Source organism: Heyndrickxia sp. NPDC080065 (assembly GCF_050281185.1).
Classification (GTDB): Bacteria; Bacillota; Bacilli; order Bacillales; family Bacillaceae_C; genus Heyndrickxia.
The window spans coordinates 1-20034 of record NZ_JBNNWS010000020.1; the positions used below are offsets into that span (position 1 = coordinate 1).

At 37.4% G+C, this 20034-nt stretch carries 14 protein-coding genes and 4 pseudogenes; 4 read left to right on the top strand and 14 right to left on the bottom strand.

The features are described 5' to 3' along the window. Nucleotides 1-702: 702 nt before the first annotated feature. The 5 genes from ACQKP0_RS20915 to ACQKP0_RS20935 form a co-directional block, all read right to left on the bottom strand. On the bottom strand, nt 703-1512 hold the full coding sequence (locus tag ACQKP0_RS20915; RefSeq protein WP_427407782.1) for an HAD family hydrolase: 810 nt from the start codon (nt 1510-1512) through the stop codon (nt 703-705). Between the two features lie 372 nt (nt 1513-1884). Further along, entirely contained in the window at nt 1885-3120 is a 1236-nt protein-coding gene (locus ACQKP0_RS20920; RefSeq protein ID WP_427407783.1) for an MFS transporter, read from the bottom strand. Between the two features lie 360 nt (nt 3121-3480). Further along, complete coding sequence (locus ACQKP0_RS20925; protein WP_427407784.1) at nt 3481-3735, bottom strand: HPr family phosphocarrier protein; 255 nt, start codon at nt 3733-3735, stop codon at nt 3481-3483. Nucleotides 3736-3980: 245 nt separating this feature from the next. After that, a complete protein-coding gene (locus ACQKP0_RS20930; RefSeq protein ID WP_427407785.1) occupies nt 3981-4268 on the bottom strand; it encodes an ROK family protein in 288 nt (95 codons plus the stop codon). Next, nucleotides 4234-4689: a hypothetical protein gene (locus ACQKP0_RS20935; protein WP_427407786.1), complete on the bottom strand. Its 456-nt coding sequence runs from the start codon at nt 4687-4689 to the stop codon at nt 4234-4236. Before ACQKP0_RS20935 ends, ACQKP0_RS20930 begins: the two co-directional genes overlap by 35 nt. 231 nt (nt 4690-4920) lie before the next feature. Here ACQKP0_RS20935 and ACQKP0_RS20940 point away from each other — a divergent pair, with 231 nt between their 5' ends. Both ACQKP0_RS20940 and ACQKP0_RS20945 read left to right on the top strand, forming a co-directional pair. Further along, entirely contained in the window at nt 4921-5820 is a 900-nt protein-coding gene (locus tag ACQKP0_RS20940; RefSeq protein ID WP_427407787.1) for an AraC family transcriptional regulator, read from the top strand. Nucleotides 5821-5848: 28 nt separating this feature from the next. Continuing rightward, a pseudogene (locus tag ACQKP0_RS20945) lies at nt 5849-6951 on the top strand (IS110 family transposase); the annotation flags it as partial. Here the strand turns inward: ACQKP0_RS20945 and ACQKP0_RS20950 are convergent. The 5 genes and pseudogenes from ACQKP0_RS20950 to ACQKP0_RS20970 all read right to left on the bottom strand — a co-directional run bounded on the left by ACQKP0_RS20950 (nt 6912) and on the right by ACQKP0_RS20970 (nt 11992). Then, nucleotides 6912-7100, bottom strand: coding sequence for a hypothetical protein (locus tag ACQKP0_RS20950; RefSeq protein WP_427407848.1), 189 nt, complete (start codon nt 7098-7100; stop codon nt 6912-6914). The pseudogene ACQKP0_RS20945 and the gene ACQKP0_RS20950 sit on opposite strands and share 40 nt — an antisense overlap. A 258-nt stretch (nt 7101-7358) precedes the next feature. Continuing rightward, nucleotides 7359-8142, bottom strand: a pseudogene (locus ACQKP0_RS20955) (radical SAM protein). Nucleotides 8143-8268: 126 nt separating this feature from the next. Further along, entirely contained in the window at nt 8269-9030 is a 762-nt protein-coding gene (locus ACQKP0_RS20960; protein WP_427407788.1) for a GNAT family N-acetyltransferase, read from the bottom strand. Between the two features lie 225 nt (nt 9031-9255). Next, complete coding sequence (locus ACQKP0_RS20965) at nt 9256-10599, bottom strand: TldD/PmbA family protein (RefSeq protein ID WP_427407789.1); 1344 nt, start codon at nt 10597-10599, stop codon at nt 9256-9258. 4 nt (nt 10600-10603) lie between these two features. Continuing rightward, nucleotides 10604-11992 carry a TldD/PmbA family protein gene (locus tag ACQKP0_RS20970; protein ID WP_427407790.1) on the bottom strand — a complete coding sequence of 463 codons (1389 nt, stop codon included), beginning with the start codon at nt 11990-11992 and terminating at the stop codon, nt 10604-10606. 261 nt (nt 11993-12253) lie between these two features. Between ACQKP0_RS20970 and ACQKP0_RS20975 the strand changes: the two genes are divergently transcribed. Then, complete coding sequence (locus ACQKP0_RS20975; RefSeq protein ID WP_427407791.1) at nt 12254-12787, top strand: YceI family protein; 534 nt, start codon at nt 12254-12256, stop codon at nt 12785-12787. A 206-nt stretch (nt 12788-12993) separates the two neighbouring features. On the opposite strand, the gene ACQKP0_RS20980 is transcribed toward ACQKP0_RS20975, so the two are convergent. The 4 genes and pseudogenes from ACQKP0_RS20980 to ACQKP0_RS20995 all read right to left on the bottom strand — a co-directional run bounded on the left by ACQKP0_RS20980 (nt 12994) and on the right by ACQKP0_RS20995 (nt 18040). Next, nucleotides 12994-13560 (bottom strand): nitroreductase family protein, encoded by a 567-nt coding sequence (locus tag ACQKP0_RS20980; RefSeq protein ID WP_427407792.1) that lies wholly within the window; start codon nt 13558-13560, stop codon nt 12994-12996. 184 nt (nt 13561-13744) lie between these two features. Beyond that, nucleotides 13745-14787, bottom strand: a pseudogene (locus ACQKP0_RS20985) (threonine aldolase family protein). Nucleotide 14788: 1 nt separating this feature from the next. After that, nucleotides 14789-15231 (bottom strand): annotated as a pseudogene (locus ACQKP0_RS20990) (MarR family winged helix-turn-helix transcriptional regulator). Nucleotides 15232-15589: 358 nt separating this feature from the next. Further along, on the bottom strand, nt 15590-18040 hold the full coding sequence (locus tag ACQKP0_RS20995; protein ID WP_427407793.1) for a M64 family metallopeptidase: 2451 nt from the start codon (nt 18038-18040) through the stop codon (nt 15590-15592). A 537-nt stretch (nt 18041-18577) separates the two neighbouring features. Between ACQKP0_RS20995 and rlmD the strand changes: the two genes are divergently transcribed. Then, complete coding sequence (rlmD, locus tag ACQKP0_RS21000; protein WP_427407794.1) at nt 18578-19972, top strand: 23S rRNA (uracil(1939)-C(5))-methyltransferase RlmD; 1395 nt, start codon at nt 18578-18580, stop codon at nt 19970-19972. The last annotated feature ends 62 nt before the right edge of the window (nt 19973-20034 follow it).

Consider the following 20034-nt stretch of genomic DNA (forward strand, 5'->3'; position numbering starts at 1 on the left):
AGAACCTAAATATAACTAAATAATATAAAACCTTCCAAAGTTAGACTAACGGAGGGTTATTTGGCATGCACATTTTAGTATAGCATGAACTATTTTAAAGTTTTTAATGAAATATATTGACAAACTATTAGCTGGTTTAGCTTAAGTACATTTCTTCACAATAGAATCGAACTGTGCATTAAAATTCTGAACTGACTATTTCAATTCCACATTTCTTGCATCGAATTGATACAATGTTTTCTTCGTTTTCGCCGATTCCGTCACCATTAACAACTGCTATATCCCCAGATTCTTTTGAAAAATAATTTCCTAATTCTCCAAGACATCCGCATTCTGAGCAAGTAATAGTAAAACTAATTTTTCCCTCTTTGCGTCTAAAATCCCTGTTATGATTGCACTTAAAGCTGATGTAACAAACGATTTCATCACTTCACCCCTCCGTCGTTTTGCTTCAAATACGCATTATACGTTTTTCTTCTTCAACTGCCCCTTTACTTCAATAAGAAATGCCCTTATTAGTTAAGTAATCCTTGATCTTTCCATTGTTCAAAATACTTTTTGTAACCCATTTCTAAAGCAGTCATAGTGAAATGATTATCTTCTTGTCAAGAATGACAGTTTAGCGTTAATAATTTCATACCTTCCACCATTTGGCTTCACCTAATTTTCCTAATGTCCTCCAAATCATTTTAATTTTCCACTTTAGTAATTATTGTCCTGTATGGATAGTATCTGAATGATTGTTTTCATAACAGCATCTTCTTCATTTGAACGGGTAATAAAATTTGCAGCATCTTTTAATTCTTGAACTGCATTTCGAACTGCAAAGCTATACGTAGCGCGAGCCATGAGTTCTAAATCATTGTAACCATCTCCGAATGCCATTGTTTCTTCCGGGGTAATATTCAATAAACGTTGCAAGTGTGCAACTGTAGTTCCTTTATGAACATTCGCATTCGCTATATCAATCCATGCTGCTTCAGAAGCCACAATGTAAGCCGACTCAAAAAACAGAGATAGTTTTTCCTTGGTCTCCATACATCTGAACAATGGGTCGTGAATCGTGATTTTAACAAAATCATCTGTTATTTCATTAAAATCAGGGACTTGTATTACTTGAGCATAGGACGTTCTGACAATAGCCGCTTCTTCTTTAGGTATGTTTTCTTTTATAACTGCACCGTTTCTTGTACATGCAATAATGGTATGTTCCAAACTTATTTCCTCAAGTAAACGGATAATTTCCAATCCTAATTTATTACTTAGTAGAGATTCATAAACAAATACTCCGTTATGCTTGATTCGAGTTGCGCTATCACCTAAAATCCACAAATCATCTGCATCATCACCAAATAACTCTTCTACACGTTCACATTGTTTGCCGGTAACTGGAGCAAATACAACGCCTTTTTCTTTCATAATCTTTTTTACATCCTTGTAATGTTCCCTATTAAAATCACCGTTATTGTTCAAGAATGTTCCGTCCATATCAGTTAACACTAATTTAATCATACGATTTCCCCCAATTGGATAAGAAGTTCATAGTACGTTAACGACTAATAGTGACTCTAAATCTATTCAATAAAGTGTAAATAAATTAAGAGCTCCTAGTTTTCTATTACAACTTTTTGGTAAGTGTTATATGAATGTCACACTGGTATCGTGATAAACAAAGCATAATGCACTCCTAAAGTAAAAATTCTAATAGAATTATCTATCTTAAGCAGTTCCATGTATTACTTTGCTATTCGTAAAAACGAGAAAAAGAAATAAAAATTAAGAGCAGCACTTGTCGAAGTGGTACATTTTTACCTTTTATCCAGTAAAACCATATAATTTTGAGCTGGATATCTAGAAAGCACAACTTAGGATTTCGAACTATACCTAGTAATTAGATACATCCGATTCAGTTTTCGAACTATTTTGCTTCCCAATGGGCTTCACCGCTTGGGAAAGAAATCCAGCGATAGTTACAGCGATGAGCACGACACTAAGTGCTCGCAGCAATCCGACCGATTCGCCGATAATCCCCAAAAAAGGAGGACCTACAAGGAATGCAAGATAACCAACCGTAGATACTGCGCTTACCCTTGCTGCTACTCCATGTGGATCGTCTCCTGCAGCGGATAGCCCCACCGGAAAGCCAAATGCCCCGCCAATTCCCCAGAACAAAATCCCGACAGTTGCGACTGCGTAACTCTGTCCCAATATAACTATAAGCAGCCCTACAATCGCAAAAAGCGCTGATGCCCGCAAAACGACAACTCTACCAAAACGATTGAGCAATATGCCGCCTACTGCACGGGTAAAAGTCATTGCACCGACAAATAGTCCAAAAGCGAATGAACCCATTGCTGGCGAAACGTTATAGCCGTCCACCATAACTAGCGGTAACCAGTCGTTTGCAGAGCCTTCCACAAAGGCCATTCCAAGCACGATGATACCAATTAGAACGGTGCGCCTTTCTTTCCATACGAACGTGCGCTCCCTAGCGCTCATTGGCGGCTTAATTGAATCACTGCTAGTTTCCTTCCCTGTGCCTGCGGGTACAAGCCGGTATAAAAATATAACTGACAGCACAATAAGCGCCACGGTAATCACCATGTGGATCGGGACCGAGATACCAGCCTTAACCGCAGCTGCTCCAGTCATTGCTCCAAACAGCGTACCCATGCTGAACGCGGCATGAAAACCGGTTAAAAGCGATTTTTGAGCAGCCCTCTCAACCGCGGTTCCCTCCACGTTCATCGCCACATCACATACTCCATTCCCGAAGCCAAAGACAGCTAATCCCAAAAACACCGTGATGCCATTAGTCAACCATGTTCCGCCAACACCTACAATTACAAGTCCAAACGAACTGACCGCAAGCCCAGCTACCATTACAAAGCGACCACCCTTATTCGCAATAAGATGACTTGCACTCGTCAAGCCGATTATGGATCCTACTGACAATCCAAAAATAATCCACCCCATCTGTGCCGTTGTAGCCCCGAGAGCATCCCGAATAGTTGGCGTACGCGATACCCATGATGCTATAGCAAACCCAGGCAGTGCAAAAATGAAATAAATGGCGATACACCATAATTGAATTTGACGACTGTTTAATGAATGGTTCATACTTGTCCCCCCAAAACTAATGGCTGTTTCATATTTGTGCTTCTTAAAAATGCTATGCCCCAATCCGCCACTATCAACAATATTTGGCAGATTCTCTTTCTGAAAAACAAAGCACTACTATTTCGGATCTGTGGAAGCTCAATATTGATTAGTTCCAATCAACCTTTTGCCTGGTTAAGTTTTACTAATACAATTCTGAGCAGTCTTATTGCATTTTTTCTGTCTACTGATAATACTAGGTGGTCAGGTTTTTACTTTTCTCCTACTACATTTTTTCCTTTTCAGTTTTCATTGAACTATCGACTATCATAAAGTTTTGAAACGTTTACCTTACCTATTCTGTATATACAAGGTTAAAAGTTACAATTTGTCCATAAGATAATCTGCCAATACCTCAATTGCATATCTTTCGTGCAATCCAATTACTATTAACGTAATCTCCTGTCCTTCTTCAACGTTTAAATTAAAAATTTCTATTATATCGAGCTCGGCTGAAATTCCATTTTTAATGATGGTGATTTCACTGTTAAATGAGGAACCAATTTCAACCAATTTAACAGAGTTTTCAGCCTGAAGACCTCTTGATTGTTGAACTACAACATTTCTAATTAACATCTTTCTTCCTCCGCACTTTATTTTAATAAACTGCTTTTTGACCTCTGCTACGTTAATAGTTTTAAAACTACTCATCAGTTCTTTACAGTTTTTTTGCAAGTGGAAGAGTGAAAGAGTTTAGGTACCTTTATTCAAAAATTCAACAATATATCATTATTTCATTCAAAATTTTTAAATTTCTTATATAAACCATCCTTTTCCACGCTACCTTACAGAACTTTTTATTCAAAAAATGGTTATGACAACTATCGTTTTGTCTTCATCACAGTTCTGTTTTTATAGAAACCATAGGCGGTCAAATTCATATCATTGTCGACTGTAACTTCAAGTTCATACTTCTCCCTCAACTGTGCTTCCAGTGGAACGTTTCGCAACTCGGCAATGTCGCACACATTAATAACTCCTTGGTGAACAAAACCGGGAATTCCGATGCCAAGCGCTTTGATATCCGGATAATTCAAGACTAAAGCCTCAACGAAACGGTCGATAGTAAAACCGTCAGCTAGGGGCACCTCTTGAAATTCCTCTTCCACGGTCTCCCATATTAAATTCGCCACCACATAGGTAAGAGAATGTTGGCCGCCTACAGAACTGACTGACATAGAGACAAGCAATATGGGCAAAATTTGCATTGTATACATAACGCCTTGCGTGCCCTCCGCTGTTGGGCTTTTCCAATTCTGACTCAATGATCTTACCGGTCTCTATAAATTCATTAAGAATATTTCCACAAGTTCCCATATTGAGACCTGTTGCTCTCGCAATCATGGATTTCGTTCCCTGCTCCTTCATTTTTAACGCCTGTTTAATGAGCTCTTGATTGATTTTCTTCAAGCAAATCGAATTATTGGTGATTTGACTAATAATGAACACCTCATTTACAAGAATTATTAAACACAAATATAGAATAAACCCAACCGATTGTTCAAGTTCATCCATCAAGAATCCCGACAAGTATTATCTATTGAGGTAAAGGGAATGATTTCTCTCTAAACTATCATTATAATTAGACCGGGCGGGATTTCTAGCTTTGTCAAATCAGGGAGTAATTGTCCATAAAACAACAGTATCACTTCCTCCCTGAGCTATTTAATTTACTAATAAAAGTATATCGCCCTCAGATTAATTGATACAATTCAATTTCGGACGTATACTATAACAAAAACGACCGATAGGAGACGAACGATGGGATTACAAAAATGTGGATTGAATTTGAACAGTGCAGGTAAAGAACTTCAGCCACACGGAACTTTTGAATTCCCCTGCGCTGGGTATTCTGAACGATTTATAGAAGAATCAAAAGATATTATACCGTGGCATTGGCATGAAGAAATCGAATTTATATATATAAAAGATGGAGCATTGAAACTGCATATACCGGGGAAATCATTTCACTTAGAAAAGGGGGATTGTATTGCTTTAAATTCCAACATTCCCCATGTTGCAATGACTGCCTCCTATTGTGAATTGCAGTCTCTGGTTTTCAGCCCAATACTTATCACAGGAAACAAGGATTCTGTATTTGCAAAAAAATTTATCCTGCCACTTATATCTTGCACTTCATTTGATGGCTATTTATTAAGTACAGACAATAACGAAAAAGCGACAAATCATTTTAGGAGTGCTTTTGAAGCGTTAGCTCAAAATGCTTCTGGCTTTGAATTCATTGTCAGAGAAAAGTTATCCAATATTTGTTTTTTTCTGTACCGGCAATTTGAACAGGAACTTGCGACGGGAGATATGGGCCTTAATCAGGATAATCTCCGTATCAGGAAGATGCTTGATTACATTCACAATAACTTTTCAGACAATTTAACTTTGGCTGATATTGCAAAAGTGGCTGATATTGGAGAAAGAGAGTGTTTACGCTGTTTTCAAAGGACCATACAACTCTCTCCCATTCAATATTTATTGAAACATAGAATTATGCAAGGAGCAGATTTTCTTTTAAAAAATCCTGCTAACAGCATTTCGGAAATTTCAAGTTTATGTGGGCTTGACAGTCCAAGTAATTTCTCAAAAATGTTCAAACGTTTTTATAACTGTACCCCACGGGAATACAGAAACCTACATATGATGAAGTGAATTCGATTGCGATTGCCCCTTTAGCACAATCGATCCGAGAAGGAAAAGTGTCCAACTAATAGAAAGAATTTCGGATAAACATCTTGTTGTTGGTGTAGATATTGCACAACAGTTTCATGTTGCTCGCGCTGTGAATTATCGTGGAATAGTTGTTGGTGATCCTCTCTCCTTCGAGAACAATAAAAACGGTTTCGCTAGATTATTAGAATGGATTAATAGCTTAAAAAGTTCCAAAGGGTACACTACTGAAATTGTTGGTATGGAACCAACCGGACACTACTGGTTAAGCCTATCTAAATGGCTATACGATCAAAATATTGATGTAGTAACCGTAAACCCTCATCTTGTGAAAAAAAATAAGGAGAATCGTGATAACACTCAATCCAAAAGCGACAAAAAAGATGCATTAGTAATTGCAGATATGGTCAAAAATGGATATTACTCCTTCATCCGACCTACTTCTGAGTCCTTCGAAAAGCTTCGGGTACTCATGGCTAACCGAGATGTAGTAGTTAAGCGTCTAGTTAGCTCTATTAACCAATTAAATCGTTGGGTAGATATTGTCTTTCCTGAGCTTCGACAAGTATTTAAGGATATAAAGGGAAAAGGTGCGATCGCAACCCTTCGGTTATTCCCTACACCAAATGAATTAAGTTCAATAACACCCCAGGATATCGTTAAAGGTTGGAAAACAGTGATGAAGAGACACTCTGGGCTCAAAAAAGCACAAGCCCAAATTGACTTTGCTACAAACTCTGTAGGTTCTAAACAAGCACACGAAGCCCATAAGCTCCATTTAGAACATTTACTTGAAGAGTTGATTTAGCTACAACTCAACTTGAAAGAGTAGAACAAGAAGTCACTAGCATACTTAAACAAATTACATTTGCGAAAAAAATACTTGCCATCGAGGGTATCAGCGAAATTTCACTGGCTGGTATTCTAGGAGAAGCTGGCGATTTAAGTGGATTCGCACATGGGAATTCTCTGTTGAGACATGCGGGATTACATCTAGCAGAAGCTAGCTCAGGTAAATGGAAAGGGCAAATAATCCTCTCTAAACGTGGAAGATCTCGACTAAGGCGCTACTGCTACTTGTACTTGGCAACAGTTACACCATTGTTTTCCAACGCTCGTCTTGCAGGAGCTGAAAGCAATGCAAGAAAACCCTTTTCAGGTTTCCGCTCCTGCTCACAAATCGGACATGTTGAGCAATCGCTACTTTTATAATATTTATGCCCTTTGTCACAAATCCTTAAATTTTTATTAGAAGTTGTCATGTTATAATGTCTCCTTGTTTATTAAATATTTTTAAGAATGTGTGTGATTTACTTTTTGAAGATACACTACCTGTTAGTATTATTTTTAAATAAATTCTACCATTTCTTCTTTAGCTCCTGCCCCTTTAGTTGCAGAAGTCCAAATCAAAATGAGATTTTTCAAACAACTTTATTATGTTTTAAACGACTTTATTGTAAATTAAACAACTTTATTATCTCTGACACTAGCCCCGTAGGACCTATTTTTACAGTTTTATATTACGGTTCGAACCCTTTCTTGCTTACATAAATTTGATTTTCGGGAAAAACTTCTAAGAATCTCTTATAAACCTCTTGGACCGCTTGAGGTCCATGCCATTCTTCTAAATCAAGATCGGCATACTTTTTTTTCAATTCCTAGTTTTTTTGTCCGTTTTCCTCCACTGCCGTCGCCCATATATTAGTCATCAATACAAATCCGATCAACAAATGATTTCAATTTGTGAGGAAAATTCTCACCACTTGGCAGTATGGGTGCTATCGCAACCTGGGTCGGAATATTTGCGTCCGCTAATTTTTGCAAGGCTTTAAAGCGTGCCTGAATAGGAGGTGCCCCCGGAGTGAACTGTTTGCGCATCGTTTCCGAATCCGTCTCAATCGTCATACTTACCCTGACTTTTTCTTTTAGTAGCTGAAGCAAATCAATTTCTCTACATACAAGGGGGCTTCTCGTATGCACTAACAAGAAATCAGGAGGATCTTCAACCATAACCTCTAGTAATGAACGCGTTACTTTTTCCTTATGCTCTACAGGCTGATATGGATCTGTGCTTGAAGACATAAAAATAGTCACTTCTCCTTTTGCTTTGGCACTGCGAAGCTCCTTGCTAAACAGAATACCTGCACCGTTTTTAACATCAACCCAGTTCCCCCATTCCCCTTCTCTAAAGAGGGAAATAGGCATTTGCCTTACATAACTGTAGGAACACCCAAATGAGCAGCCTGTATATGGATTAAGAGAATGAGTGTAACCGGAAAGAAAGCCTGTCCCTTTATTCAAGATCGTTTTTGGGTTTTAATAAAACAATTCACTTTTCATCCCTAAGCTCCTCCTCCATGTATGATACAAAAGCATCCATCACCGCTTTAAAGTATAAAATGCCACCAAAATTAAACGTTTGTAAAACAACTATTTGTCCGAGTACACTTTATAACATTCATATTTGTAACCAAGATATTGATAGTTTTGCTTTTGATACATTTCTCTCGGTGTATCTTCTCCATCTGCCACCAAGATCACGGTTTGATTAGGATATTGATCCATCACGTATCTTTGCAGCCTCGAACCAATCCCCTTTCTCTGAAATGTTTCTAAAACAGTTAACTGGTCAATTTCTGCTGTACTCTCTGAGATAATGATATCGACAGATCCAGCAGGAATCCCTTTATAAATAGCAAGAACTTGTATGATATTATCATCATTAAAATTACGTTTATGTAAATCCACCTTTTGATTGGCGAATTCTTCACCAAACTCTAAATCTATTTCGTACTGAAGTTTCAAGAATGTGTCAAAATTTTCATTATTCACTGGGATAATTTTTATATCTGGATCGTTCTTAACCGTAGGAAATTGATGAGGCTCTATCATATACAACTCACTAAATCCATACTGATAATCATTTTGGTTAAAATAATTCATTAATTCCTCAGTAGGTTTTTGATTTTCAGGAAAATAAAATTTCACATGCTTTTGACCACGTTTCTTATGATAGTCTCGTAAATATACAGCTGATGCTAGGAATTCCTCTAAAGATGGCATTCTTTTGAAGTCTAAAAAATTACTATCATATCTTATTAACATTTCCGGATAATGATAGTGTTTATAGAAATCGTTTTCATATTCAATATGTCCAAGGGTATAAATATTTTCAAAAGTTATTGTTTCCATCCGTTCTCACCTCAATTAAAAGTTGACTATCAATTTATATATCTACATTATAATAGAAAAAATCCATTAGTTATGTATAAAAATGGTTTTGTTATTGATTGTTGATTTTAAAATTCAACCAGGGTATGTGTGAAAATAAAACTAGATGATCACACATACCCGTTAAAATACAATTAAAAAGATCGAACCTTTCATCCGGCACGATCTTTTTAACATATAAACCTATTACTCTACCGTAACTGCTAACGACTTGATTTTCAATGAAGGTGAACCAATATTACTTAGTGGAAAAATGAGATCTGAGCCTATACCTTCAACCTGGTTTAATAATTCAAAAAAATTTCCTGCAATGGTCATTAAATTAACCGGGGTCTCAATTTTTCCGTTTTTCACATAATAACCATTAGCGGCTACTGAAAAATCACCAGAAATTTGATTAGCTCCTGAATGGAGGCCAGATAATTCCGTAATAATGACTCCTTCATCCATCGATGCAATCAATTCTTCATAGGACACTGATGCTGGTTCAATATAAAGATTAGATGGACCAACCGTTACTGCGCTTTTATAGGACTCTTTATGTGCATTTCCAGTTGTTAATGTTTGATCCTTATTTGCTGTTTTTTGATTATGAAGAAACGATTGCAGTACACCTTCATGAACAAGTTTAGTTATTCGAGAAGCAACCCCTTCACCATCAAATGTCCTGCTGGCTACACCATCCTTCAATAAAGGATTATCGGTAATTGTTACTTTACCATCCGCTATTTTTGTTCCCAGTTTATCGTGTAAAAGAGATCTACCTGATTGTGAATTTTCAGCTGAAAAGACAGAAGAAAAAGTTGCTAACAAATTGGCTGCTGCATCATTTCTTAATAGTACAGGATAATCTTTATTTTCAATTGATTTAGAACCTAAGAATGAAAGGGCTTCTTCAGCTGCTTGTTTTGCAATTTCCTTAGCATTAAGGGATGAAAAATCTTTCGTTACAATATATTTAAAACCTGTTTTCGTTTCCTCTCCATCCTTCGCAATCGCTTCAACAATAAGGAATAAATAATTCGAACGATCTTTCAAAGAAACTCCTTTACTATTTGAAAGGGCTCTTGTTGAGTTGACGGTTTTGATCAAGCAATAATCCGTTCCAGAAATTCTTGGATCATAGTTTAGAACTTCCTTTTCTACATCCTTTATTAATTGAATTTTTTCTTGAATGGTGACCTCGTTCAATTCATTTGAGAAAAAATCTCCCTGTTCATAGTGATCACTTCCTGAAAAAATATCTTCCACACTTTCATCCTCAATGATGCAGGCATTTTCTTTTGCACTTGCAACCAAGAATGGAATCGATTCACTATCTATTTTTTCGGAATAGGCATAGCCCATTTTTCCGTTGTACAGTCCACGAAATGAAACACCACCATCTTCGGCAATTTCGTATTGATCAATTTCTCCCTTATAAATTCGACAACCAAATACTTCTTTATTTTCAAAGTAAACTTCTGTTTCTGAAAAACCATCATTTAATGCTGCATCAAAAAGCTTTTGTTGAAAGTCTTGTAGATTCATCCACTTATTCCCCCTTTGTTCCGCCTACTGTGATTTCGCTAACTCGTATCATTGGCTGCCCTACATTAACAGGAATACTCCCACTTGATGCACCACACATACCTGCTCCATGCCCTAAATTATTCCCGACCATATCAACTAGCTGTAACGTTTTTGCACCATTTCCAATTAAAGTGGCTCCTTTTAATGGTCTTCCTAATTTCCCGTTTTTCACTTCATAGGCTTCCATAACAGCAAAGTTATAATCACCTGTAGCTGGGTTTACTTGACCCCCACCCATGTATTTAGTGTAAATTCCGTGTTCAGTATTAGATATAATTTCTTCTGGTGTTGATTTTCCAGGTGCGATAAATGTATTTGTCATTCTTGAAGTAGGGGCAAAACGGAACGATTCCCTGCGACCTGAACCTGTAGACTCCATTCCCATTCGTCTTGAATTAAATTTATCAATTAAATACCCTTTAAGAATCCCATTTTCAATCAGAACATTTTTACGTGCCTTTTCACCCTCATCGTCAATATTAATAGAACCCCATTCATTGGTTAATGTACCATCATCAATATATGTAACGATTTCAGGTGCTACTCTTTCACCAATTCGATTCGCAAAAACTGAATTATTTTTCGCAACTGCAGCAGCCTCTAATCCATGTCCACATGCTTCATGAAAAATAACTCCGCCAAATTCGTTATCGATAATCACTGGAAATTTTCCGCTTGGACATGGATCTGCATCTAGCATAGTCACAGCAATTCTGGCAGCTTCTTTTGCATAATGATCCAAGTTTAAATTTTCCATAAATTCAAACCCTTGATGGGCACCCGGTCCATAAAATCCCATTTCCATTTGATTGCCACGTGATGCGATTGCCTGTATGGCCATTCGACTTCTTACTCGTTTATCTTCAATAAACTTTCCTTCAGAGTTTGCAATTAATACATTTTGTTCTTCATCCATATACCGAACCGTAACCTGTGAAATGCTAGAATGGTAGTTTTTTGCTGTATCAAAAGCCTTCTTCATAACGGCAGCTTTTCTAGTTTTTGCAATTTCTTGTGGCAATAATTCAATTGGATGAACATTAACAGCTGTTTCTTTAACAAATGGAGATAGCTGAATTATGTGATCACCGTTTATTGCTTGGGCAGCATTTTTTGCTGCTTTTATTAAACCTTCCTTTGAGAAATCAGTGGTATACGCATAGACACTTTGCAATCCCTTAAATACACGAATACCTACACCAAAATCGCGTCCTGCCAAACTCGTTTCGATTTTTCCACTTTGCAACATCATATTATTCGTAAACCGATCTTCTACGAATATCTCTGAGAAATCACCGCCAGTAGATAACGCTGCGGTAAGTACATCTTCAATCAATGATTTATTTAGCATAGTTGTCCCCCTAATCGTTTTTAAAATATTTATTTGCCTACAATATTCATTATATTTTAATTTCAGGAAATTACCTCATAATTATGTTTGATTTTTTCTCCGTCTAGGGATGGAGATCATTAAATATTTTTACATAAGCATAGATTGTTAAATAAGAAGTTCCGAAACCCAAAGATAGCTAGATATATGTTAATGATGAATGTATTAACATAACCAGGGACATAATGGGTATTGAGACTTACATAAAATGGAGGTAATTTGATGGCTGAAAAGCACAAATGGGTTGTTGATACAGTACATAGTAGTATCGATTTTTCAATCAAACATATGGTTATCGCAAAAGTTAAAGGAACCTTTCTTACATTCGACGCATCAATTGAAGCTGATCCTGAAGATTTAACAACAGCAGATATTGAGTTCAATGTAGAAGTAGCCAGCATCGACACTCGAAACAAAGACCGAGATAATCACCTACGTTCTGCTGACTTCTTTGATGTAGAAAAATTCCCAAAAATGCAGTTTAAGTCTAGTAAGATTGTAAAGAAAAGTGAAGGTGAGTATGAAGTAACTGGGGATTTAACTATTCACGGAACTACCCGTCCAGAAATGTTTTTAGTTACTTATGAAGGACAAGCAACAGATCCAGGTGGGAACATAAAAGCAGGTTTTAGTGCAAATGGAACGATCAACCGGAGTGAGTATGGATTAACTTGGAATGCTGTATTAGAGGCAGGAGGAGTCATGGTCGGAGACCAGGTTAAAGTCTCCATTGAAATTGAAGCAACGAGAGACTAAAATACAATCAATATAAAACGAGGTGTCTTTCACAAAAGGCACCTTTTTACGATTTTTCAAGGACCCGGAGCAAATAAACTATAAATTCTGTAGTAAATTTGAAAAGTAACCCTTTACTTAATAAACAAAACAGAAAGAATTACTTTTCTTTAATATCCAAAATATTTATATCTCTTTCACTATACTGAGAAGAGAAATCCTTAAAATTACCTAAACCAAATTGTTTTTTCTTCTGCCGGGATCCGTTGTGCTTTAATATCGAAATCCTGTTTTGGATAACCAACATAAACAAGTCCTACAATTTTGTCGTTTTCATCTAATTGAAGATACTTGTTTAATTCAGGTTCATAAGCTATATCTCCAGTTCTTGCGATTGTTGCTAAGCCTTTTTCTGTCGCAAGGAGCAATACGTTTTGCATCGCACATCCAGCTGCTATAATTTCTTCTATTTCCGGCACCTTTCCGGTTGGACTAACCGCCATGATAATAATGACAGGTGCTCTTAATGGTCCTTTTCTTGCTTTTTCAATCATTTTTTGTGCATCTTCTTCACTTAATCCTTTTGTTTTCATTTCAGTAATTCGTGCCATTTCATTACCTAATTTTATACGGCCCTCCCCTTTCACAACGCGAAATTTCCAAGGTTCCGTTTTTTTATGGTTGGGGGCCCATGTTGCCGCTTCTAACAAGGTATGAATGACTTCATCTGGCACATCTTTTTCTTCAACAGCGCCAATTGAACGGCGGGACTTGATTACTTCCATTATTTTCATATTTGGTCAACTCCTTTTAATAAAGTATAGGTTAGCGGAGAAGAATCTTCAAATGCAATTCAGATTAATTTCTAAATCTTGAGAATTCATCTTTCCCACTTAGCGCATTCAAAAATTTTGCTGTTTAATAAATAATTTATTGTTACTGTAGAGAGCAACCCGAGTCATCTATTTAAGTCAATAGTCAACTATGTATGGCCCTAATATCTTCTACTAACATTTCCACATTTTCTTTCTTCGTCGCCCAACTGGTACAAAATCTTACTACACTGTGTGTAGGATTGACCTTTTCCCAAAATGAAAATGAATACTTTTTTCCTAAATTTATTAATACATCATCTGGTAAAATGGGAAACTGCTGATTAGTTGTGGAATCATATCGTAATGAAAATCCATTTTCAACAAATGCCTCACGAATCATCATGGCCATTTCCACAGCGTGACTAGAAATTTCATAGTATAAACCATCTTCAAATAGTGTATGTTTCAAATTGGATTCCCAATAATCTGCCCTTAGCAAGTAATCCTCCCTTTTGCTTGATCATATACCGGAAGTCCTTTTTCAGGGCATCATTTATGATAACTACTGCTTCACCAAACATTGCTCCAACTTTTGTTCCCCCTATGTAGAAAATATCACAAAGACTTGCAATATCTGCTAAAGAAAGATCACTATCTTTTGAAACCAAACCATATCCTAATCTTGCCCCATCCATCATTAACGGTATACCACATTCCTTGCATACTTACTTAGTGCTTCCAACTCGGATTTACTATAAGTCGTCCCATTTTCAGTAGGGTGAGATATGTAAACCAATCCTGGCTGTACCATATGCTCATGAGTTACATCATTCCAATGAGCATCAAATAATTCTTTCACCTGTTCTGCCTGAATTTTCCCATCATCACTCGGCAAAGTAAGTACTTTATGACCAGTGGCTTCAATCGCACCAGATTCATGTACTGCAATATGACCGGTAATTGCAGCAACCACACCTTGATGCGGGCGCAAAACCGAAGTGATAATCGTGGTATTCGATTGAGTCCCTCCTACTAGAAAGTGTATATCTGCAGTCGCTGTATCACATGCTTTTCTAATATAATTTCTAGCTTTTTCACAATGAACATCCGTACCATACCCTGAGTTTGTTCTTCATTGGTTTCCATTAAACGTTTCAAAATACGCTCATGAGCACCTTCTGTATAATCATTATCAAATCTTATCATTCTATATTCTATCCAAACGATTCAATTTTTTCTGAATAAACAACATAGAAGCATGGATTTCTTTCATTTCTTTTTCCAATAAACCTTGGAATAATTTCTTTATTTGTTCATCAGATTTTTCATTTATCTGATTGAACAGAGCGACCCCTTTTGCTGACAATCGGATCAGACTAGTTCTAATATCCAGTTTCGAATTTTCTTTAATAAGAAGTCCATCTTTACTTAGCTTGACTATTATTCTACTCATATAACTTCGATCAATTTCTAGTTTATCAACGAAGCTGTTTGCTATATACTGTTCATCAAACCTATTTCTAAAATGACCCGAGCTTCAGTTAAAGAATATCCGGTATCCAATATATGTTTATCTAATACACCAAGAATATTCGTATAAAATCTATTGAACTGCCGTATATCTGCAATGATGCTATTATTTAGTTTCATTTCCGCCTCCTTTTTAGTGGACAGTGACAAAAATATACTAAATCCTTGTGGGAAGGATAATAATTCTTATTACTTGCCGCACAATAGGTTTACCATCTAAAAATTCGTTCATAGTAATTGTGGTATTGTAACAGAATGGAATATCAAGCCAGAAAAAAATAAGTGCCTTGCTACACTTCATATGCAGCAAGGCATTTAATTATTAGTCTAGTTAACTAACATTCAAACATGAATTTTATTTATGATTTATGTTAGACCACGATTTAGATACTAAAAGGTGTTGTTATAATAATGACCGCACACCAGTTCAATTTCAACTTGTCAGGAGCATACTAGTAACTTTTTATTTCATATCCTTTCACTGGCCAGAAATGGACCCTGTTATAGTATTTGGGGCTCCGAAGTCTCTAACCTTCGAGCTGTTTCCGTTGCTGGAAAGATTACCATTAACATAGTTTCCGGCCATTATAGGTCCATAGCTGCCGAATTGCTTATTCGCTGAGACTTGGTTGTTTTTGGACAAAATAAGACCACCATTGAATTTGTTTCCTGCTAATGTCACATTGTTTGTTGTTCCTGTAATTTTGGTTTGCCCATTCACAGTTGTGCCAAACATTTGTACAAGGTTGGCTTTATCCGTTTGTAAACCTCCTTTAATTGAGCTGTTAAATACCACCACTGATGCGTCTTTGCTAACTTTGACACCACCATTGATGTTAGCGTCCTTAATGCAGGTCACTCCCTTAGTGATGACTATTCCGCCATTGTGTTTACCTGTGACAGTTGTGGTACATTTAGCTAATTCCCCAGGCAACACAGTTGCTTTGAACTTATCCGCTTTGCCAATGTTTCCAGCAGCATCAATGGCACGGTGTTCAATTGTGTGTGTACCAAAGCCAGGTATAAATGGACCACCTGGATCCTTTGCAGTATAAGTCTGTTCAAAAGTAGCTTTTGACAAACCGCCAGTACCAAGATTCCCATACGTTAATTCTTTTACATTGGTTCCTGAGTGTGTGAACTTAAATGGCGTTCCATCTGGCTTCTCTGGAAATCCAAAATAGTTATACCAACCGTCACCGTTTAAACGGAACTCACCAACGACGAATCCTTGCTGATCATCCTTTGGTTTGAGGAGCATATCGAAATCGTTAAAGTAAACATTGTGCTCAACATTACCAGTTAATTTTACTAGCGGTTCAGATAATGATCTAGCAGCTGTTGGCAAACCATTGTCTATAGTCCAAATAAGTGTATCCTTATCACCATTAGGGTTGCCCGGGTCAATTACAATCGCTTTCAGTTGAGAGGCACCCTTAGGAAGGTTCAATTTTCCTAGATCGAGAAGACGGCTGTTATTTGTTCCTAAAATCTTTTTGCCGTTTAGCTCCCAGGTTACTTCCAGCACCCTGTCATTCGGGTTTGTGGTTTCGACAAAGACTACCTCATTGTTAGCTAGGGCATGACTCGTCGGTGATGAGAATGTGAATTTCACATCTACCGACGTCTTTGTCAGCGGATTACCAACAGTCCATTCTCTAGTCTGAGTCATCCTTGGACCATTCAGATAGTTTGGATCCCGGACAAATTCAGTCTGGTCCTTTACTGTTACCTTAACAGTATCACCGTTCTTTACGTTTAAATCAGCTAGCTTTATATAGCGGCTGTTATGAGTATCTGATATTTCTTTACCATTAATTTCCCATGAAACATCTAAGATGTGGAATCTTGGGTGCATCGTCTCGACCCAGACCACATCGTTTGGACCGACCTCTCCGACTGTAGTCGATAATAACGGCATCATGTTAGCATTGCGCATACCGGTAATTCGTTGGGTCATTTGTTCCCGACTGACCTGATCAAAATAGAAACCAGTATGTCTCATCATCGAATGTTCACTAGGTCGCCACACATTAGAGCTATAGTATACCCCACTCTCATATCCATTAGAATCGGCAGCTCGGATGATGCCGCCAGACTCACTCTCCTCACCTAACCAGCGCCACCACTTAGTTTTTTTCTCAATCATTTGCTCAGAGGACATTCGTGTGTGATGAATGGAACTCGGCTCGCTAATTGGATGTTGCCCTCCTGGAACTCCACGATCATAGTAGGCATATTCATCTTGAAGATTCCCAAGCGAGTGCCCTAACTCGTGCAAGGAGACTAATGGTCCTTGGGGACTTCCACCCGAGGTTGTCGCATGGACACCACCGATACCTCCATATGTAAAGGTATTTGCGATTACTAATGTCTGGATGTTCTGAGAATTGGACGAAATACCAAGAGTAGGGGATACATTCTCGTTAATGATTTTCGTACGTGCTTGTGTGCCGCCAGAACCATAGGTGATACCCCGTGCTAGTTTGTCTGCAGGGCATTTACTTGCAAACTCTAAGTTGAATACCGTATCGCGACGGACATTTCCGTCGTCAGGGTCACAGCTGATGCCGGAATCTTTAGAAGGGGTTTGGACCATATACACATTAAAGTAATAACGATAACTACGAAACGGCTCTACACTCCATTGGACGTTTAGGTTTCTATCAACATCCTTTTGGAATTTATCCATTTCGTTAGCAGTATATCCATCGCCAAAGATAATTAAGTTGAGTCGATCCTTTGGCGGACCTGTGACCTGGAGTGGAACAATGTTTACGTCACCTACTTGTAGGTCATTCGTTACACTTTGTGCAGCATGCTGCTGCAGAGCCTCTTCTCCCTTTGCAGCATATCTCATACCTGGTAATGGTATAAGTAGTGCAATGCTAAGTACAATCGAAATAAGAGCAGAATGTTTTTTAAACATACAATCCCACTTTCATTTAATATTCACAAGGCCTTGTGTTATGTACATTTTGACATAGATGTTTACATTATTTCAATAATTTTCGGATTATTCATAAAATTAGTTAAATAGTCCTGTTTTGAAGGTGTCCCAAAATAAAGGCGCTAGACGTTATCTAATATTTGGATGATTAAATTTTTCCTTCCGTACTTCTCACTCATTCTAAGAAACTACTTTTAATATCTAGACACGTGAAGCCAGTAATTAAATATGATTAAAAGTAACATTCCTACAGCTATTAAAAGATAAATGCAACCCTATTACAATATATATATATTAATTCTTTAGGCTTTTTTTAATTAAACCGATGATCGATAAAATAAAACTTAGAATAATAATTACTCCTAATTTGTTTTGAAAGTTCAATTCTTAACAAATGTTTTAACCATTCCTAATCCGGTCTAATTTATGTATACTAAGGAAGTGTGTTAAAAATTAAAGATAAATAAGTATGACCAATACTTTAACATATTAGATGAAAATTAGGAGGAAACTTCATTGGTAAACGAAATTGGAGAAACTTTGGTAACTGAAATACGCCAATTAGATAAAAAAGGATCAGGACAAGCGGTAGTTTGGCGTGAGAATGAGCTTGGAAATCCAAAGAAATTAAAACTGACGATTCCGCAAACACTCCCTGGTGAAAAAGTACGTGTAACCGTTGATCAACCGGATCGAAGAAGACGAAAAGCGATCGCGGAAGAAATTTTGGAAGCCAACCCTGAAAGAATGGATCCACCTTGTCCACACTTTGATCTGTGCGGCGGCTGTGTATGGCAGCATTGGCAGTATACTGGCCAACTTAAACAGAAAACGAATCATGTAAAGCAAGCGATCGAATCGCAAGGATTTGACCCAAATCTTGTTCGAGATACAATTGGAATGGATGATCCGTGGCATTACCGCAATAAAATGGAATTTACCTTTGCGAAAGATGGCTCTCTCGGATTACATGAACAAGGGAACTTCCGAAAAATTATCGAACTTGAAACATGTCTAATTGCAGGGAAGGAAATGGTAGAAGCTGCAATGGAGATAGCAAACTGGGTAAAATCTCATCAATTAAAAGGTTATGATAAAGATGCCCATGAAGGATTGCTTCGGCATCTAATGGTCCGTCAGTCATTTGTGACAGGTGAAATGATGCTTGCCCTTTTTGCTACTGAAGCACCTACTGGCCATCTCGAATCAGCGATTAACGATTTGGTTGTTCGTGTTGAGGAGAAGTTCCCGCAAGTAAAAAGCTTATTATGGCTTGAAAATACACAATGGGCTGACCGTACCCAATCAGAAAAAAATCATATTCTGGCAGGACGTGATTTTATCTATGATGAAATGGTTGGATACCGTTATCGACTTTGGTTTGATACCTTTTTCCAAACGAATCCAACCCAAGCCCAAAAATTAGTAGAAATAGCCTTAGAAATGGGACAACCTAAGAAAACAGAAAAAATGATCGACCTTTTCTGTGGTGTCGGAACATTTTCTTTACCATTTGCTAGTCAAGTAGCCAAACTGGCTGGTATCGAAATTGTCGAAACTTCCATCGAATCAGCTAAACGAAATGCACAAGATAATGGAATCTCAAATACTTACTTTTTAGCGAAGGATGCCAGAAAAGGGATTGATGAAGTATTAGAAAGCTTTGGCAACCCTGAATTATTATTGCTTGATCCTCCTCGCTCAGGAGCAGGCGGGAAAGTAATGAGGAGAATCGGCCGTTCCCAACCAGAACGAATTGTCTATGTATCATGTAATCCAGATACTTTTGCAACAGATATCAAAGAACTTGAACCTTTTGGTTACACACTTAAAGCCGTTCAACCTGTAGACCTATTTCCTAACACAGTTCATGTCGAGTGTTGTGCTTTACTTGTGAGAAATGAAGGTTAAGAAAATATAGACCTGTTCACGCCCCTATTTAATTATACAGGGGCGTATTTTTTCATTTACCA

Coding starts and splice junctions, on each gene's coding strand:
- ACQKP0_RS20915 (WP_427407782.1), bottom strand. CDS start 1,512: ATGATTAAATTAGTGTTAACTGATATGGACGGAACATTCTTGAACAAT.
- ACQKP0_RS20920 (WP_427407783.1), bottom strand. CDS start 3,120: ATGAACCATTCATTAAACAGTCGTCAAATTCAATTATGGTGTATCGCC.
- ACQKP0_RS20925 (WP_427407784.1), bottom strand. CDS start 3,735: ATGTTAATTAGAAATGTTGTAGTTCAACAATCAAGAGGTCTTCAGGCT.
- ACQKP0_RS20940 (WP_427407787.1), top strand. CDS start 4,921: ATGGGATTACAAAAATGTGGATTGAATTTGAACAGTGCAGGTAAAGAA.
- ACQKP0_RS20950 (WP_427407848.1), bottom strand. CDS start 7,100: ATGACAACTTCTAATAAAAATTTAAGGATTTGTGACAAAGGGCATAAA.
- ACQKP0_RS20960 (WP_427407788.1), bottom strand. CDS start 9,030: ATGGAAACAATAACTTTTGAAAATATTTATACCCTTGGACATATTGAA.
- ACQKP0_RS20965 (WP_427407789.1), bottom strand. CDS start 10,599: ATGAATCTACAAGACTTTCAACAAAAGCTTTTTGATGCAGCATTAAAT.
- ACQKP0_RS20970 (WP_427407790.1), bottom strand. CDS start 11,992: ATGCTAAATAAATCATTGATTGAAGATGTACTTACCGCAGCGTTATCT.
- ACQKP0_RS20975 (WP_427407791.1), top strand. CDS start 12,254: ATGGCTGAAAAGCACAAATGGGTTGTTGATACAGTACATAGTAGTATC.
- ACQKP0_RS20980 (WP_427407792.1), bottom strand. CDS start 13,560: ATGAAAATAATGGAAGTAATCAAGTCCCGCCGTTCAATTGGCGCTGTT.
- ACQKP0_RS20995 (WP_427407793.1), bottom strand. CDS start 18,040: ATGTTTAAAAAACATTCTGCTCTTATTTCGATTGTACTTAGCATTGCA.